The sequence below is a fragment of the Profundibacter amoris genome (assembly GCF_003544895.1).
Taxonomy (GTDB): domain Bacteria; phylum Pseudomonadota; class Alphaproteobacteria; order Rhodobacterales; family Rhodobacteraceae; genus Profundibacter; species Profundibacter amoris.
Genome location: NZ_CP032125.1, coordinates 46,607 through 62,510, shown reverse-complemented (window position 1 = coordinate 62,510; position 15,904 = coordinate 46,607). Strand labels below are relative to the sequence as shown.

At 59.6% G+C, this 15,904-nt stretch carries 15 protein-coding genes; 5 read left to right on the top strand and 10 right to left on the bottom strand.

What is annotated here, in order from left to right; translation table 11 throughout:
- Window positions 1-9: 9 nt before the first annotated feature.
- Window positions 10-861: a class I SAM-dependent methyltransferase gene (locus BAR1_RS00260; RefSeq protein ID WP_118941161.1), complete on the top strand. Its 852-nt coding sequence runs from the start codon at window positions 10-12 to the stop codon at window positions 859-861.
- Window positions 862-889: 28 nt separating this feature from the next.
- Here BAR1_RS00260 and BAR1_RS00255 read toward each other — a convergent pair whose 3' ends face one another.
- Window positions 890-2,185, bottom strand: coding sequence for a lytic murein transglycosylase (locus tag BAR1_RS00255; RefSeq protein ID WP_118941160.1), 1,296 nt, complete (start codon window positions 2,183-2,185; stop codon window positions 890-892).
- Between the two features lie 119 nt (window positions 2,186-2,304).
- Entirely contained in the window at window positions 2,305-2,988 is a 684-nt protein-coding gene (locus tag BAR1_RS00250; RefSeq protein ID WP_118941159.1) for a helix-turn-helix transcriptional regulator, read from the bottom strand.
- A gap of 78 nt (window positions 2,989-3,066) precedes the next feature.
- On the opposite strand from BAR1_RS00250, the gene BAR1_RS00245 reads away from it, so the two are divergent.
- Window positions 3,067-3,768, top strand: a complete 702-nt coding sequence (locus BAR1_RS00245) for a glutathione S-transferase family protein (protein ID WP_118941158.1) — start codon at window positions 3,067-3,069, stop codon at window positions 3,766-3,768.
- 36 nt (window positions 3,769-3,804) lie between these two features.
- Here BAR1_RS00245 and rnr read toward each other — a convergent pair whose 3' ends face one another.
- The 4 genes from rnr to dapE are packed head-to-tail and all read right to left on the bottom strand — an operon-like array spanning window position 3,805 to window position 8,234.
- The gene (gene rnr / locus BAR1_RS00240) at window positions 3,805-6,051 is read right to left on the bottom strand and encodes a ribonuclease R (protein ID WP_118941157.1); all 2,247 of its coding nucleotides are present in this window, start codon (window positions 6,049-6,051) and stop codon (window positions 3,805-3,807) included.
- A gap of 31 nt (window positions 6,052-6,082) precedes the next feature.
- Window positions 6,083-6,646, bottom strand: coding sequence for a TIGR04282 family arsenosugar biosynthesis glycosyltransferase (locus BAR1_RS00235; protein WP_118941156.1), 564 nt, complete (start codon window positions 6,644-6,646; stop codon window positions 6,083-6,085).
- Between the two features lie 20 nt (window positions 6,647-6,666).
- Window positions 6,667-7,089: a GNAT family N-acetyltransferase gene (locus BAR1_RS00230; RefSeq protein ID WP_118941155.1), complete on the bottom strand. Its 423-nt coding sequence runs from the start codon at window positions 7,087-7,089 to the stop codon at window positions 6,667-6,669.
- Entirely contained in the window at window positions 7,086-8,234 is a 1,149-nt protein-coding gene (gene dapE, locus BAR1_RS00225; RefSeq protein WP_118941154.1) for a succinyl-diaminopimelate desuccinylase, read from the bottom strand. Before dapE ends, BAR1_RS00230 begins: the two co-directional genes overlap by 4 nt.
- Before the next feature lie 183 nt (window positions 8,235-8,417).
- Between dapE and BAR1_RS00220 the strand changes: the two genes are divergently transcribed.
- Window positions 8,418-9,473, top strand: coding sequence for a transporter substrate-binding domain-containing protein (locus tag BAR1_RS00220; RefSeq protein WP_118941153.1), 1,056 nt, complete (start codon window positions 8,418-8,420; stop codon window positions 9,471-9,473).
- Here BAR1_RS00220 and BAR1_RS00215 read toward each other — a convergent pair.
- The 3 genes from BAR1_RS00215 to dapD all read right to left on the bottom strand — a co-directional run bounded on the left by BAR1_RS00215 (window position 9,470) and on the right by dapD (window position 11,459).
- Entirely contained in the window at window positions 9,470-10,108 is a 639-nt protein-coding gene (locus BAR1_RS00215; RefSeq protein ID WP_118941152.1) for an HAD hydrolase-like protein, read from the bottom strand. The genes BAR1_RS00220 and BAR1_RS00215 overlap by 4 nt on opposite strands.
- Window positions 10,105-10,470: a hypothetical protein gene (locus BAR1_RS00210; RefSeq protein ID WP_118941151.1), complete on the bottom strand. Its 366-nt coding sequence runs from the start codon at window positions 10,468-10,470 to the stop codon at window positions 10,105-10,107. The genes BAR1_RS00215 and BAR1_RS00210 overlap by 4 nt, the downstream gene beginning before the upstream one ends.
- A gap of 161 nt (window positions 10,471-10,631) precedes the next feature.
- Window positions 10,632-11,459, bottom strand: coding sequence for a 2,3,4,5-tetrahydropyridine-2,6-dicarboxylate N-succinyltransferase (dapD, locus tag BAR1_RS00205; RefSeq protein WP_118941150.1), 828 nt, complete (start codon window positions 11,457-11,459; stop codon window positions 10,632-10,634).
- A 134-nt stretch (window positions 11,460-11,593) separates the two neighbouring features.
- Between dapD and mnmH the strand changes: the two genes are divergently transcribed.
- Window positions 11,594-12,634 carry a tRNA 2-selenouridine(34) synthase MnmH gene (mnmH, locus tag BAR1_RS00200; protein ID WP_118941149.1) on the top strand — a complete coding sequence of 347 codons (1,041 nt, stop codon included), beginning with the start codon at window positions 11,594-11,596 and terminating at the stop codon, window positions 12,632-12,634.
- A gap of 110 nt (window positions 12,635-12,744) precedes the next feature.
- On the opposite strand, the gene selD is transcribed toward mnmH, so the two are convergent.
- Entirely contained in the window at window positions 12,745-14,928 is a 2,184-nt protein-coding gene (gene selD, locus BAR1_RS00195; RefSeq protein WP_118941148.1) for a selenide, water dikinase SelD, read from the bottom strand.
- A gap of 154 nt (window positions 14,929-15,082) precedes the next feature.
- Here selD and BAR1_RS00190 point away from each other — a divergent pair, with 154 nt between their 5' ends.
- The gene (locus tag BAR1_RS00190; protein ID WP_118941147.1) at window positions 15,083-15,898 is read left to right on the top strand and encodes an LOG family protein; all 816 of its coding nucleotides are present in this window, start codon (window positions 15,083-15,085) and stop codon (window positions 15,896-15,898) included.
- The last annotated feature ends 6 nt before the right edge of the window (window positions 15,899-15,904 follow it).

Sequence of the window (15,904 nt, the reverse complement as noted above, 5' to 3'; positions counted from 1 at the left end):
CCCTCCCCCATGAGAGAGAAAATAGATACCCGCGCAATCGGCCTTGATGTCGGCCTGTCGTTCATCAAATGGCTGACCGGTGCCGAAAACCTGCACTACGGCCTGTGGGACGGGCTGGAGGTGACAGCGGGAAATTTGCGCTCCGCGCAGGACGCCTATACCACCAAATTGTTCAAAATGCTGCCCGATGGCCCCTTGCGGATACTCGATATCGGCGGCGGCGCCGGTGAAACCGCCCGCAAGCTGCTGGATCTGGGGCACAGCGTGGACATCGTCGTGCCCAGCGCCTTTCTGGCCGGGCGCTGCCGTGAAAATGCACCTGCGGCCACGGTGCATGAATGTATGTTCGAGGATTTGCAGGTGGACAAGAAATTCGACCTCTGCCTGTTTTCAGAAAGCTTCCAGTATATCCCCGTCGATATCGCCCTGCAAAAAGCAGCCGATCATCTGGATGAGGGCGGCGAAATTATCGTCTCAGACTGCTTTCGCTCCAAAGGGTTTGAACGGCAAAAGGTTGGCTCAACCGTCGGAGGGGGCCACCGCATCGGCACCTATCGCGAATCCCTGGCCGCATTGCCGCTAACCACTGTCTCAGAAGAAGACATCACTGCCTCGGTCGCCCCCTCGGTCGATCTGGAACAGGCCCTATTCAACGTCTTTGGCCACGCCATCACACGGATTGATACCGAACTGGGCCAGAAGAAACGCAAAACCCGCTGGTTCATCAAACGCGCACTGGCCACAGTGATGAGCAAACGCAAACGGTTCCGCCTGCACCAACGCCTGATGGAAAAGACCCGAACAGCGGACCATTTCAAGGCCAACAACGTCTATCTGATGATCAAGCTGAAGCCGGCATAAGGCGGGGTGAACCCCGCCCTACAGGGAATTACCGCTGTTTCAATAACTTCAGCAAGTCCTGCGAAGGGTAGCCGTCCGGCGTTACCCCGACCGATTGCTGAAACGCTCGGATGGCATTGATCGTGTTCGGGCCGATGATACCGTCCACTTTCTCCAGATCGAACCCCTTGCGGATCAACCGGCGCTGCATTTCCTTCTTTTGCCGGAATGACAGCGGCGCATAGCCACGGGGCCAGCTGGCCTTGATTGGCGGGCCGCCGGCCAGACGATCGGACAGATGGCCAACCCCGATCACATAGGCGTCGGCCTTGTTGTATTTTTCGATCACCGAGAAATTGTTGAAAATCATAAATGCAGCCCCCGCCGATCCCGCGGGCAGCAGGATCGAGGCGCGGCCATAATTGGGAACAGGCTTGCCACTGGCGGCCCGAACCCCCAAGGCGCCCCATTCCGATGGCGTTTTTAATATCTTGCGGTTTGCCAGCCCGAAATTAAACCCTTTGGGCAAAACCACCTCGACCCCCCAGGGCTGTCCTTTTTGCCAGCCGAATTTCGCCAGATAGGATGCAGTCGAAGCCAGTGCGTCGGTCGGGTCATTCGACCAGATATCGCGCTTGCCATCGCCGTTGAAATCCTGTGCATAGGCCAGATAGCTGGTGGGAATGAACTGCGTATGCCCCATCGCGCCGGCCCATGACCCTTTCATCTTGCGGGGGGGCACATCGCCGGACTGGATGATTTTCAGCGCCGCAATCAACTGCGCCTCAAAGAATTTACCGCGCCGCCCGTCAAAGGCCAATGTGGCCAGCGCCTGAATGATATCCACATCGCCACGATGCGCCCCATAGGCGCTTTCAAGCCCCCAGATCGCCGCAACCACCTCTTTATCAACACCATAGCGCGCTTCTATCCGGTCCAGAGTCCGGCCATATTTACGCAAAGCCGCCTGCCCGTTCTTGACCCGCACGGGGGAGGCGGCGCTATCCAGATAATCCCATATCTGTTTGGTAAATTCCGACTGGTTCCGGTCCTTGGCAATAATCTCGGGGTCATATTTCACGCCACGAAACGCACGATCAAATACGTTGCCACTGATCCCCCGCGCCAACGCACGACCACGAAATGCTTTGATCCATTGCTTGAAACGGACGTTGGATGCCGCCACCTGTATTTGCGGCAAGGGGGCCTCTTGCGGGCGGGCTGCCGGACGTATTTGGGTAAACGGAACGGTTGGACGCACCACTGGTCTGGTTGCGCCATCTACCGGCGTTCCTGTTGCCAGAACCGGCCCTGCGACTGTTCCCGCGATCAGCCCGAGGGCCATAATAATCTTGCGCACTTTTACACCTGCTCTTTTTTATACATTGGCAGCAAATGTAACCTGATTATCGACTCGCGAAAAGATGTGATTGTTCAAATGGGCATATCATGGCCAAACAGGCTCTAATGCGTGGCAAAATGCAGTTTAGCATCGCGTAACAGCGGCACGCGGTGCGGGCGAAAGGATTGGTCTGTGACTTGTAGGTCCATCATCCGGTCCAACCGGAAAGCCCGGAAATCGTGCCGCAACAGGCAATAGGCCAGCAGGCAGTTCGAGCGATCCATAAAGGTAATCCCCAGCGGTTTGATCCGTCGCCGGGTTTGCGCCCCTTTGGCATCACAATAGGCAAACTCGACTTCCCGTTCATCCCAGCACGCGCGACGCAAGGCCGGCACATCCACCGTTGGCGCGGGGATCTCGGCAAACCGTTTGGCCGACAAAACCGCGTGTTTCAGCCGGTGCCCCTGACCCTCGGGCAGGCGCGCTTTCAGCTTGGTTAGAGCCGTAGTTGCCGCCTCGGCCAGTTCAGGGTCACCTATCTGCGCCACCTCGCGCAGCCCCAGCACCAGCGCCTCAATTTCCTCGTTGGAAAAGGACAGCGGCGGCAGGGCCGCGTCTTCGGTCAGCACATAGCCAAACCCCGCCGTGCCATCAATAATCGCCCCCACCCCACGCAGGGTTTCGATGTCGCGATAGATGGTGCGTTCGGACACGCCGGTTTCCTCCGCCAACCGCGCAGCGGTCACGGGGGCCGGCAAATTGCGCAAGGCTTGCAGCAGACGGAACAGGCGATCAGTACGGGACATGCGGGCAGTATGCGCCATACTGACAGGAATTGACAGTAGGATACTGTAAACAGTGGGAAAACACACAGGAGAAACGTGATGCTGACCCTTCTAACCTTTCCCGACCATTTTGGCGAACCGGGCAGTAGCCCCTTTGTGGTCAAATCCATTTGCCTGCTGAATATGTCGGGGCAACCGTGGCAACGGAAACTGGCCGATGTGCGCAAAATGCCCAAGCAGAAACTGCCGGTTTTGAAAGTGGGCGAGCGCCTGATCCCCGACAGCGAAAACATCCGCAGCTATCTGGAAGAACAGGGGGCCGAGTTCGATGCGGGCCTGTCTGACAGTGACCTGGCCGCCTCGCGCGCGTTTATCCGCATGGCCGAGGAGCACCTCTATTTCCATCAGGTCGCTGACCGCTGGTTGCGCGATGATGTCTGGGCCGTAACACGGGATGTGATTTTCGAGGCGATTCCCAAACCGATCCGCGGGATTATCAGCGGCAAAATCCGCAAGAAATTGCAGGCTGGTCTATATACCCAAGGCATCGCGCGTTTCACCGAGGCAGAGCGTGCCGAAAGAGCAGGAAGAGACCTGCAAGCGATCAAGCTGCAACTGGGCGATAAACCCTATCTGTTTGGCAATTCCCCCACGGCGGCGGATGCCAGCGTTTGCCCTATGCTGTCGGGCCTTGTCTCGATCCCGCTACCAACCGAGGTCAGCAATCTGGTGAAAAACGACGCTGTGCTGACCGATTACATCGCCCGCATGCGGGATGCGCTTTACCATATCCCGCAATAACCGCACTGCCCCGGACCTGATCCGGGGCCTGCCCGCCTATTTCCGCTTGCGCTTGACCTTGGCCGATTTCTTGCGCGATTTATTCGCCTTTCGCCGCACCGGCCCCTTGCCACGCCGCCCACCGCCGCCTTTGGGCAGGGCCTTGCCGTCCACCGTCAGCAGCTCCAGCGTCAGCCCGCCGGTGACCGGCACCGCTTCGGCCAGCCGCACCGTAACTGGCACGCCAAGGCCCAAAGTCAGGCCGGTTTCCTCGCCGGTCAGGGTCTGGCTGTCGGGATCAAAGCGGTAGTATTCGCGCCCGATGGTGCGGATCGGGATCAGACCATCGGCCCCCGTTTCATCCAGCCGCGCAAAGACACCGAATTTGGCAATGCCGGAAATCCGTGCATTGAATTCCGCCCCCACCCGTTCGGACAGGTAGGACGCCAGATAACGATCCGTGGTGTCGCGTTCGGCCATCATCGAGCGGCGCTCGGTCTCGGAAATATGCTTGGCGGTTTCTTCCAGCCGCTCGATCTCGGCCTCGGACAACCCGTCCTTGCCCCACTTGTTCGCGGAAATCAGCGCCCGATGCACAATCAGATCGGAATAGCGGCGAATCGGCGAGGTGAAATGCGCATAGTTCTTCAGCGCAAGGCCGAAATGCCCGAAATTTTCCTGCCCGTAATAGGCCTGCGTCATCGACCGCAGGGTGGACAGGTTGATCTGTTCGTCAAACTCGGTGCCCTCGGCCTGTTCCAGCAGATTGTTCAGATGCCGCGTTTGCAACACCTGCCCCTTGGCCAGCACCAGCCCTGCCGATTGCGCGACCTCGCGCAGGGACTCCAGCTTCTCGGGGCTGGGTTCTTCGTGCACGCGAAACAGCAGCGGAGTGCGTTTGGCAACCAGTTCCTCGGCGGCAGCGACATTGGCCAGCACCATGAATTCCTCGATCATCTTGTGTGCATCCAGCCGATCACGAAAATCAACCGAGACCACCTTGCCCTCGTCCGACAGAATGATCTTGCGCTCCGGCAGGTCCAGTTCCAGCGGCTGACGGTGGTTTCGGGCGGTTTTCAGGGCATGATAAGCGGCATAAAGTGGCTCTAACACTGGCGAAAGCAGCGGTTTCGTCTTGTCGTTGGGTCGCCCATCAACGGCAGCTTGCACCTCTTCGTAATTCAGCGAGGCGGCGGATTTCATCATTGCCCGGGTAAAGCGGTGGCTGATCTTTTGCCCATGCGCATCCAGCACCATCCGCACCGCGATACAGGCGCGCGGCACACCTTCGTGCAAGCTACACAAATCACCCGACAAACGGTCCGGCAACATCGGCACCACGCGGTCGGGGAAATAGGTGGAATTGCCGCGCTTCCACGCCTCGCGGTCCAGCGCCGAGCCGGGTGTGACGTAATGCGCCACATCGGCAATCGCCACCCAGACCACATGGCCGCCCTTGTTCTTGGGGTCGTCATCGGGGTGGGCATAGCAGGCATCGTCATGGTCGCGCGCGTCGGCCGGATCAATGGTGATCAGCGGCATATCCCGCAGGTCTTCGCGTTTTCCCAGCGGCGCGGGTTTGGCTTTGTCGGCCTCGGCAATCACCTCGTCGGGGAAAGCATCGGGGATGCCGTGCTGATGGATCGCAATCAGCGAAATCGCCTTGGGCTGTGACGGATCCCCCAGCCGCGCTATGACCCGCGCGTTGGGCAGGCCCATGCGGTTTTTCGGGCCTGCGCGCTCGGCCTCGACCAACTCGCCATCCTTGGCGCCGTTCACGTCACGTTCCGACACCTGCCATTCCTTGTCGCTGCCTTTGTCGATCGGAATGATCCGCCCGCCCTCGGCGTATTTGCGAAAAACCCCCAAAAGGCGGATCGGGTTAGAGCCTATGCGCCGGATCAAGCGGCCTTCATAGCGGTGATCCTCGCCTTTGACCTCGGTCAGGCGGGCAAGGATGCGATCATTCGCGCCCAGCGCCGGATCAGATGATTTCAACACCAGCAGGATGCGCGGTTCCTCGGCCTCGCCATGCCACTCCATCGGGCGGGCAAACAGATCGCCGTGGCTGTCGGGTTCCATCACCTGCAACACCGAAACCGGCGGCAGGCTGTCGGGATCGCGATAGGTTTTGCGGCGCTTTTGCAGATGGCCCTCGGATTCGAGTTCCTTCAGGATGCGTTTCAGATCAATCCGCGCGGCGCCCTTGATGCCAAAGGCACGGGCGATGTCGCGTTTGCTGGTCAGGGTCGGGTTATCGGAAATCCATGTCAGGATTTCCTCTTTGGTGGGAATACGTTTCATATCGCTTGCCTATCACGGCCAAGCAGCGGCGTCATGGGGCAATCTTGGACAGGTCCGCCACGGTATCGACATCCTGCAATGTGGCCGCAAAGGCGGGATCAAAGCCGGGCATGGTGGCCAGCGTATCAGTAAGCGCATGTTCGGTGGACCAGCGCACGCCATGGAACATTGCGCGCGGCGGCGGGGTGGTGCGTTTCAGGCCAACCAGCCAGTAACCGCCGTCGGTGGCTGGGCCGAATACGGCTCTGTTCCTGCCCAATTTGGCAAATGCATCGGCAATATGGTGTCGCCGCACCCCGGGAATATCGCCACCGATGATCACCACAGGCCCCTTTTGCGGCTGGGCCAAAAGATACGCCATGCGCTGCCCCAGATCACCGCGCCCTTGCGGGATGCGCTGCAGGTGTTCAGGCCAGACACGGCTGCGCAGCCCTTCCACATCCGGCGAAACCGCCAGCAGCAGATCCCAGCGCGGGTCGGTCACATTGCGCAACAGGCGGTGCACGGAATGGCGAAACCACCATGCAGCCGGCACCATGCCGATGTCGCGCCCCAGCCGCGTTTTTACCCGTCCGGCACGGGGTTCTTTCACCATCACTACAAGGGTTTGCCGCCTCACAACGCCCGCTCCATATCGAAATGCGGGATGCCGGCGTCCAGATATTCGTCGCCAAAGGCGGCAAATCCCAGCCGTTCATAGAACCCCAACGCATGGGTTTGCGCGCCCAGTCGGGCGATGGTCACATCGGGCAAATCCCGCATCTGTTCCAGCGCGGCATTGATCAGATCGGCACCCAACCCCGAGCCGCGATATTCTTTCAGAACACAAACGCGGCCAATTTTTCCAACCTCGCCCTGCACCACAATCCGCGCGGTGCCGGCGGGCGTATCGCCCTCGAACGCCAGCAGGTGGATGGCGGTTTCGTCATAGGTGTCAACCTCTTCCTCCTCGGGGACGTTTTGCTCGTCTATGAACACCTTGCGCCGCAACAGCAGGCAGGTTTCCAGATCGCAGGTTTTGGCAATCCAGCGGGTCATGCGAAATAGTCGCGCAGGATCCGGCTGTAGATGGATTTCAACTGTTCGATCTGCGCCACCTCGACCCGTTCGTCCACCTGATGCATGGTTTTTCCAACCAGCCCGAATTCGACCACCGGACAGTGGTTTTTGACAAACCGCGCATCCGATGTGCCGCCCGAAGTGGACAGTTCCGGTGTTACGCCGGTTTCGGCCTGAACCGCCGCCGAGATCAGATCGGACAATTCACCGGGCGGCGTGATGAAACTTTCGCCCGATACCTGCGTTGTCATCGCGATTTCCACGCCAAATTCCGCCGCCACCTTGTCGGCCTCGGCCCGCAGCCATTCGGTCAGGCTGTCCGAGCTGTGCGCGTCATTGAACCGGATGTTCACCGTCGCGCGGGTCTCGGCCGGAATGACATTGTTGGCCGGATTGCCGGTGTCGATTGTGGTCACGGCCAGCGTCGAGGCATCAAAATGATCCGTCCCCTGATCCAGTTCAAACCCCGCCAGCCGGTCAATCAGCCGCGCCATTGGCGGTAGCGGGTTGTTGGCGCGGTGGGGATAGGCGGAATGGCCCTGCTTGCCGCTCACCGTGAAATAGGCGGTCATCGAACCGCGACGCCCGATCTTCATCATCTCGCCCATTTCATTGGGACAAGTGGGTTCGCCCACCAGACAGGCATCCATCCGCTCGCCGTTCGCCTGCATCCAGTCCAGCAGCGCCACGGTGCCGTCCACCGCGTCGCCTTCTTCATCACCGGTGATCGCCATCACGATCGAGCCATCCGGCGGCGTATCCCGCACGAAATCAATTGCGGCGGCGGCAAAGGCGGCCACACCGGATTTCATATCGGTTGCGCCGCGCCCCCACAGCCAGCCGTCCACAATGTCACCGCTAAACGGGCCACGGGTCCAGGCGGATTCGTCTCCGACAGGCACCACATCGGTGTGGCCGTTAAACCCGAAGGTTTTGCCGTTGCCCCGCTTGCCCCAGCGGGCGAACAGATTGGACACCTCGCCCCGATCCACACGGGTGCAGGTGAAACCGGCCTCTGACAACAGTTTCTCCATCAAAACCAGCGCGCCACCTTCGATCGGGGTGACAGACGGGCACCGCAGCAAATCGGCGGTTAACTGGACGGGATCAATCGGGTTGGTCATTTTATCTCTCCTAGGCTTGCCACCAGCGATATAGCGATACCGGATTGGCCGCAATCCTTGGCCATACCACGCTTCGGATTTCTGCCGGTCAGGCGCATCATTCTGTCACGCCACGGAAAGGAAAATTTGGATTGCGATTCGTCACTTCGTGGTGCATTAGAAACATCAACCTGGGGGAATATCATGCGCATTTTGTTGATTCTGGCTTTTTTGGCCAGCGTTATACCTACATTTGCATCTGCTCAAGAGCTGCGCGTCGCGACAGTGACCCGACCGCCTTTCTCGATGGAGAAAGACGGCGAGAGCATTGGCTTTAGCATTGATCTGTGGAAAGCGTTGATGATCGACATGCGGCGCAACTCGCAGGTTATCCGTGCCGATACATTCCCGGAAATGCTGAATATGGTCGAAAAGGGACAGGCAGATGCGGCAATTGCCAATATCTCGATCACCGCCAAGCGCGAAAGCCGGTTTGATTTCACCCATCCCATTTTCGAGGGCGGTTTACAAATCATGGTGCATTCCGACGCCAACAACGCACCATCTATCTGGTCGGCGCTTTGGTCCAAAGAACTGCTTATGGCAATTGCCATGTCCTTTGTCGCCCTTCTGGGTGGCGGTATGGTGATGTGGTTTTTCGAACGCAAAAAACAGGACTATTTCAACCTGCCGCCACATCGCGCCCTTTTCCCGGCCTTCTGGTGGGCCTTGAACCTTGTGGTAAACGGCGGGTTCGAAGAACGGGTGCCGCGATCGGTATTCGGGCGTTTGTTTGGTGTGCTGCTGGTGGTTTCCTCGCTGTTTATCGTTTCTGTCGTGGTTGCCAAAATTACAGCGACACTCACCATTGCCGGTATCCAGAATTCTGTAAATTCGGTGAATGACCTGCAAAAGAAATCAGTCGGAACAACCGTGGGATCGACCGCCAGCGCCTATCTGGACACACGCGAGGTGAGGCACCGGACCTATGGCGATCTGGACACCCTGCTGGCCGCTTTTGAAAGCCGCGATCTGGATGCCGTGGTCTTTGATGCGCCAATTCTGTCCTATTATGTAAATACCGAAGGGATGGGCAAAGCCGAACTGGTAGGTCCGGTCTTCCTGCGGGAAAATTACGGCATCATCCTGCCACCTGAATCCCCGCTGGCCGAGCCGATCAACCAAAGCCTTCTGCGGCTGCGCGAAGACGGGACATACAGCAAAATCTATCGCAAATGGTTCGGTGTCAGTGACCGCTAAAGCGGCAGGATTTCCCTGATCACTGCGGGCAAATCCTGCGGGACCTCGCAGACCACATCCGCTGTGGCCCATTCCTCGGCTGATCCATAGCCCCAAGTGACCGCAACCGCCTTCATTCCCACCGCGCGGGCGGCGTCAAAATCGTGGTGCCGGTCCCCTACCATCACCGATTGCGCGGGGTCTATCCCTGTCAGCTCCAGCGCATGGGCCAGCAGATCAGCCTTGTTGTTGCGGGTGCCGTCCAGTTCGGGGCCGAATTCGTGGTTCAGAAACGGGGCAATCCCGAAATGCGCTGTGATCTTGCGAGCATAGGCATGCGGTTTGGCGGTGGCCAGACACATGCGGTAATCGGCACCCTGTAATTGCTCCAATGCCGGAATAATGTCTGAATAGAGACTGTTTTCAAACAGACCGACCGAAGTATACCGCTCGCGATACAGGTTAATCGCCAGCTGCGGGTCGGGCACCTGCATACGGGTGAAACTATCCATCAGGGATGGCCCGATCACCCACTCCAGTTCATCCATATGCGGCGCGGGCAGGTCCAGTTTTTCCAGCGCATGGATAAAGGATTTGGTGATACCGATCTTGGGGTCGGTCAGGGTGCCGTCAAGGTCCAGAAAAACGGTTTTCAATTGGGGCGACCTTTGCCGGCGGGCTTCTGGTCCTCGAAAAACGGAGTCATCTGCGCCACCACCACCGAATTTTCATCCAGTGCGCGTTGCATCAGTTCCTTTTCCTCGTCGCTGATGTCGTGGCCCTGTTCCAGACGTTCCTGCAAGGTGCCGTAACCGGTGACATCCAGCGGCGCCATGTCGGCCTGTTTCAGGATCGCCACGGTTTCACGCACCGCCTCGGCCTCGTCCACACCGCTGGCATAGACCATCAACGCGGCACCGGTCGCACCCTTGGGCAAACCGTCACCATCCTTGCGACCCACTTCGATTAGCAGGGTGTAAACCTGCTGGCGGGATTTCTTTTCGGGTTTGTCAGTCATAGCATCCTTTCGCCCGGCATCGCCGGGCAGCGCCCGACCCTCCCCCAGGAGGGCGCTTTTGCAATGTTGTGACAGTCACCAGCGCCGGAATTGATCTTCTGGATATTTGCAAAACAACCATCCAATGCCCTCCAGTGTCGGGCGCTGCCCTATGTTGTGCATCAGTCCCGCAGCAGCTCGTTAATTCCGGTTTTCGAACGTGTCCGCTCGTCCACCCGTTTCACGATCACCGCGCAATAAAGGCTGATGTTGTTCTTGGTCGGCATGTTGCCTGCCACCACCACCGAATAGGGCGGCACTTCGCCATACATCACTTCGCCGGTTTCGCGATCGACGATCTTGGTCGACTGGCCGATGTAAACACCCATCCCCAGAACCGAGCCTTCGCGGATGATACAGCCCTCGACCACCTCGCTCCGCGCGCCGATGAAACAATTGTCCTCGATGATAGTCGGACCGGCCTGCATAGGTTCCAGAACTCCGCCAATCCCCACACCGCCCGACAGATGCACGTTCTTGCCGATCTGCGCGCAGGACCCGACCGAGGCCCATGTATCCACCATCGTCCCCTCGCCCACATAGGCACCAAGGTTCACGAAGGACGGCATCAGAACCACACCGGGGGCGATGAACGCCGATTTGCGGGCGATCGCACCAGGCACCGCGCGGAACCCCGCCGCCGCCCACTGGTTCGCGCCCCAGCCCTTGAATTTGCTGTCTACCTTGTCCCACCAGCTGGTCCCTTGCGGGCCACCGTCCATCGGCTCCATATCCTTGATGCGGAACCCCAGCAGCACCGCCTTTTTGGCCCACTGGTTCACATGCCAGCTGCCGTCGGCCTGCTTTTCGGCCACCCGCAATTTGCCGCTGTCCAGCGCGTTCAGGGTGTCCTCGATGGCATCGCGAACCACGCCTGTTGTGGCGGGGGTGATGGTGTCGCGGGCGTCCCACGCGGCCTCGATAACGGTTTCCAACTGATCATTCGACATGCGGCTTCTCCAATAATTCGCGGTTCAGGGATTGCTTTATACCAGTGGCGGACCGGCGGGAATAGAAAATCGCGCATCCACATTGCGGCTGATTGGCCCTTTTACCCGCCCGCCAACAGGCGTAAACCGCACCCATGCCTTACCAGTTGAACAGCCTTTCCGATCTGTCCGCCCTGCCGTTTGATACCGTTATCGACGTGCGTTCCCCTGCGGAATATGCCGAAGACCATATCCCCGGCGCAATAAACCTGCCGGTTCTGGACAACGGTGAGCGCGCGCGGGTGGGCACGATTTATGTTCAGGACTCCCCGTTCGAGGCCCGCAAGATCGGCGCGGCGCTGGTGGCGCGTAACGCGGCAAAGCATATCGAGGACCAGCTGATGGAGCATGACCGCGACTGGAAACCGCTGGTCTATTGCTGGCGCGGCGGGCAGCGGTCGGGATCGTTCACCACCATTCTGAAACAGGTCGGCTGGCGGGCAAAGGTGGTGGAAGGCGGCTATCGCAGTTACCGGCGGCTGGTGAAACAGGCGGTCTATGACACCCCTTTTACCGCGTCCGTTACCCTGCTGGATGGCAACACCGGCAGCGCCAAGACCGAGATTTTGGCCCTGCTGCAAGCGCGCGGGGTGCAGGTGATTGATCTTGAGGGGCTGGCTAACCATCGCGGCTCGCTATTTGGTGCGATGGCAGGGGGGCAGCCGTCGCAAAAGGCGTTCGAGGGGGCCTTGGCGCAGGTGGTCATCGGCATTGACCCGTCGCGGCCCGTGGTGGTCGAGGCCGAGAGTTCCAAGGTCGGTGAGCGGATCGTGCCACCAATGCTGTGGGCCGCAATGAAGAACGCCCCGCGTCTGGAGGTTCAGGCGCCGCTGGCCGCACGGGCGAAATACCTGGTCACGGCTTATCGGGATATGATCGGGGATACCGCGCGACTGACCGAAACGCTGGATCGGTTACGCCCCTATCATCCGGCAGAGCGGGTCAAAGACTGGCACGCGCTGGCCGCATCCGGTGATATGGAGCAACTGGCAAGCGAATTGATGGCGCTGCATTACGACGCCCGCTACGGCAAGGCCCGAAAGCGCACGGACGACATCACGCCGCTACCCGTGGCCGGTCTGGGGCGGGATGATCTGGAAGATGTGGCAGACCGGATTGCAAGATTGCTGGGTTAGAGCAAATCCAATCCAATTGAATTCGCCGCGCAACCCGAACGCATTTGCTAATGCAAACGCTGCCTCGGGTTGCACGACGAATGCAGTATTTTGATTAGATTGGCTGCGCTCTAAGCCAACATTATTCCGCTACCCTCCGTTACTTCGCCAATGATCGCGGCCGGCTCTCCTGCGTCTTGCAGTTTCTCAAGGATCATTTGCGCCTTTGCCGCCGGAACCGCCGCCAGCAACCCGCCTGCCGTTTGCGGATCGAACAGCAGGATTTCCGGCGCGGTTGTCATATCCGCCTGCATCTGCACCGCCGCACGGTTCGCCGCCCAGATGGTAGACCGCACGCCCTGATCGGCCAACGTGGCGACCCCCTCCAGCAGGGGAATATCCGTCAGGTTCAGGGTTGCCCCCACATCCGATCCCTTCAGCATCACATCCAGATGCCCCGCCAGCCCGAAGCCGGTGACATCGGTCATCGCATGGGCCACGGGCGTCAGAATACCGGCGGCTGTATCCAGCGGGTGTTCCATCATCCGGTAGGCGGCTTCAACCCAGCCGCCTTGGGCCAACAGGCGCATTTCGGCGGCCAGAATGGTGCCGGTGCCAATCGGTTTGGTCAGGATCAAAACATCGCCCGCCTGCGCACCACTGTTGGAAATGGTTCGTTCGCCCGCAAGGCCGGTAACGGAAAACCCGATGGTCAGCTCTGCCCCCTGACTGCTGTGGCCGCCCACCACTTCGGCACCGGCGGCCCCGAAGGTTTCCGTTGCGGCCTGCATGATCTCGCGCAGGGTTTCGGCCTGTAGTTTGGCGCCCATACGGGGCAGGATAATGCTGGCCAGCGCCGCTTGCGGTTTGGCTCCCATCGCCCAGATATCGCCCATGGCATGAATGGCGGTGATCCGTGCCATGCGGTAATGATCGCTGACAAAGGCGCGCAGGTGGTCGGTGGTCAGCACCTGTTCACCATCGCCACAGGCCAGCACGGCGGCGTCATCGCCGGGGCCGGACAGCACGTCCTTGCGCACGGTTGCGGGCAGGGTTTGCAGCACGGTTTGCAGATCGGCGGGGGCCACCTTGGCACCGCAGCCGCCGCACAGGGGCACATCGCCCATTTCCTCGCGCACGCCTTGGGCCACGTCACGCGGCAGGGGCGGGGCGGGCATTTCGGGGTATTCCTCGAACTGGCGCATGAATTTCAGATCAATGTGGTTTTTCCATTTCCACAACAGCGGCCCGTCCAGCCGCAAACCGGCCTTATCGGCAATCGCGCCTTTGCCGCCGGTCTGGATCAGTTTCAGGAATGTTTTCTGGGGCTTGAAGGCCTTGCGCTGCCCGCCCGTCAGTTCGGCGCGCAGGTTGTGGAACAGAACCGGCGCCTCGCGCACCGCATAAACACCGGCCTTGGGGCGTGGCGCATGGGTCAGGTCGGCGCAATCGCCAGCCGCGTAAATCAGCGGATCAGACAGCGTTTGCAGGGTTTCGCCAACGTCGATAAAACCGCGATCATTTGTCAAGCCGGTATCCTGCAACCAGTCATGCGGGCGTGCCGTGGTGCTGCCCACGCAAAAGGATTTCGGGACAGATGTGCCATCGGCCAGATGCACCTGATCACGGGCGATATGGGTGACTTCGGCACCGGTTTTCAACACAACCCCCAGTCGCTGAATGTGGTGCAGCAGGGCCTTTCGCGCCCCTTTGCCGATGCCGCTAAGGGGGGTATCAGCCCGCTCCAGAATGGTGACGCGGGCACCCGTGACACCGTTGGCCTTCAGGTGGTGCATCATCGCCAGCGACAGCTCCACACCGGCAACACCGCCACCGATCACCACCACGTCAGGGGTGCGACGGCCAGCGGTGGCATCCGACAAAAACCGGTCCCATTCCGCCGTGTAACGTGCCAGCGGCTTCGCCCCCAGCGCGTTTTCGGTGAAGCCCGGGATGGTCGGGGCCTCGGTGGTGATGCCGACATTGACCGAAGCAATGTCATAGGCAATATCCGCCTGCCCCGCCACCTGTACCCGTTGGGCTACACGATCAATCCCCGTGACCTGCCCCAGCACCAGCCGTGCACCGGCGAAACGGGCCAGCCGAACCAGGTCAATCTCCAGATCCATCCGCGCGTAATGCCCCGCGATATAGCCCGGCAACATGCCGGAATAGGGCGCGGTGGGGGCCGGATTGATCAGGGTCAGGCGCGCGCCTGCCATCGGTTTCATACCGAACATCCGCGCCACCAGCGCATGGGTGTGACCGCCGCCAATCATAACAACATCGCGGATCAGGGGGATAGGAGTTTGCATGTGAGGACCAATGATAACAGGGTTTTGCAATGTGACTATGCCTGTCGGCGGCGAAGTTCAAGTCACGGGAACGCGATCTGTTTGCGCTTGGCATTGCCGACAAACACCGCTTTAATGCAGGACTGTTGCATCACATGGAATTCAAGGAAGCACTATGAACAAAGATCATCGCAAACACCCGATGCGCCACTCGCGGCAGGATATCGAAGCCGCCCTCGAAATACCGGACACGCCGCAAACCCGCGCGCCGTCCTACCGGCTGGCCTTTGCCGATGACGAATTCCTGTGCCGAGACGAATTGCGCCCCGTGCGGTTGCAACTGGAGCTGCTGAAACCGGAAATGGCGCTGGACGAGGCCGGCATAGATTCCACCGTTGTTCTGTTTGGCGGGGCGCGGATTCCGGAACCGGCCAAAAAGGATACAGCCCGTACCAAAACACTGGCGGAACTGTCGAAATACTATGATGAGGCCCGCGAGTTTGCCCGTCTGATGACGCTGAAAAGCAACGGCAATGGCGGCAAGGAAAACGTGATCGTCACCGGTGGCGGGCCGGGGGTGATGGAGGCGGGAAACCGTGGCGCACTGGATGCGGGCGGGGTTTCGATCGGGTTGAACATCGTGCTGCCGCATGAACAGGCACCGAACGAATATGTGACGCCCGATTTGTGTTTCAATTTCCACTATTTCGCCATTCGCAAGATGCATTTCCTGATGCGCGCCAAAGCATTGGCCGTGTTCCCCGGCGGGTTCGGCACGCTGGACGAAACTTTTGAAACCCTGACCCTGATCCAGACCGGCCGGATGGAGCGTATTCCCTTCCTGCTGTTTGGCGAAAAATTCTGGCGTAGTATCATCAACTGGGAGGTACTGGCCGATGCGGGCACGATTTCGGCCGAGGATCTGGACCTGTTCAAATTTGTCGAAACCGCGCAGGAGGCGGTCGAGGTGATCGAGAACTGGGAAGTGTGACGAGTA

Excerpts from the sequence above, each read along its gene's own strand:
- BAR1_RS00250 (WP_118941159.1), bottom strand. The coding sequence starts at position 2,988 with ATGTCCCGTACTGATCGCCTGTTCCGTCTGCTGCAAGCCTTGCGCAAT.
- selD (WP_118941148.1), bottom strand. The coding sequence starts at position 14,928 with ATGCAAACTCCTATCCCCCTGATCCGCGATGTTGTTATGATTGGCGGC.
- dapD (WP_118941150.1), bottom strand. The coding sequence starts at position 11,459 with ATGTCGAATGATCAGTTGGAAACCGTTATCGAGGCCGCGTGGGACGCC.
- BAR1_RS00190 (WP_118941147.1), top strand. The coding sequence starts at position 15,083 with ATGAACAAAGATCATCGCAAACACCCGATGCGCCACTCGCGGCAGGAT.
- BAR1_RS00260 (WP_118941161.1), top strand. The coding sequence starts at position 10 with ATGAGAGAGAAAATAGATACCCGCGCAATCGGCCTTGATGTCGGCCTG.
- rnr (WP_118941157.1), bottom strand. The coding sequence starts at position 6,051 with ATGAAACGTATTCCCACCAAAGAGGAAATCCTGACATGGATTTCCGAT.
- BAR1_RS00230 (WP_118941155.1), bottom strand. The coding sequence starts at position 7,089 with ATGACCCGCTGGATTGCCAAAACCTGCGATCTGGAAACCTGCCTGCTG.
- mnmH (WP_118941149.1), top strand. The coding sequence starts at position 11,594 with ATGCCTTACCAGTTGAACAGCCTTTCCGATCTGTCCGCCCTGCCGTTT.
- dapE (WP_118941154.1), bottom strand. The coding sequence starts at position 8,234 with ATGACCAACCCGATTGATCCCGTCCAGTTAACCGCCGATTTGCTGCGG.
- BAR1_RS00255 (WP_118941160.1), bottom strand. The coding sequence starts at position 2,185 with ATGGCCCTCGGGCTGATCGCGGGAACAGTCGCAGGGCCGGTTCTGGCA.
- BAR1_RS00235 (WP_118941156.1), bottom strand. The coding sequence starts at position 6,646 with ATGGTGAAAGAACCCCGTGCCGGACGGGTAAAAACGCGGCTGGGGCGC.
- BAR1_RS00220 (WP_118941153.1), top strand. The coding sequence starts at position 8,418 with ATGCGCATTTTGTTGATTCTGGCTTTTTTGGCCAGCGTTATACCTACA.
- BAR1_RS00210 (WP_118941151.1), bottom strand. The coding sequence starts at position 10,470 with ATGACTGACAAACCCGAAAAGAAATCCCGCCAGCAGGTTTACACCCTG.
- BAR1_RS00245 (WP_118941158.1), top strand. The coding sequence starts at position 3,067 with ATGCTGACCCTTCTAACCTTTCCCGACCATTTTGGCGAACCGGGCAGT.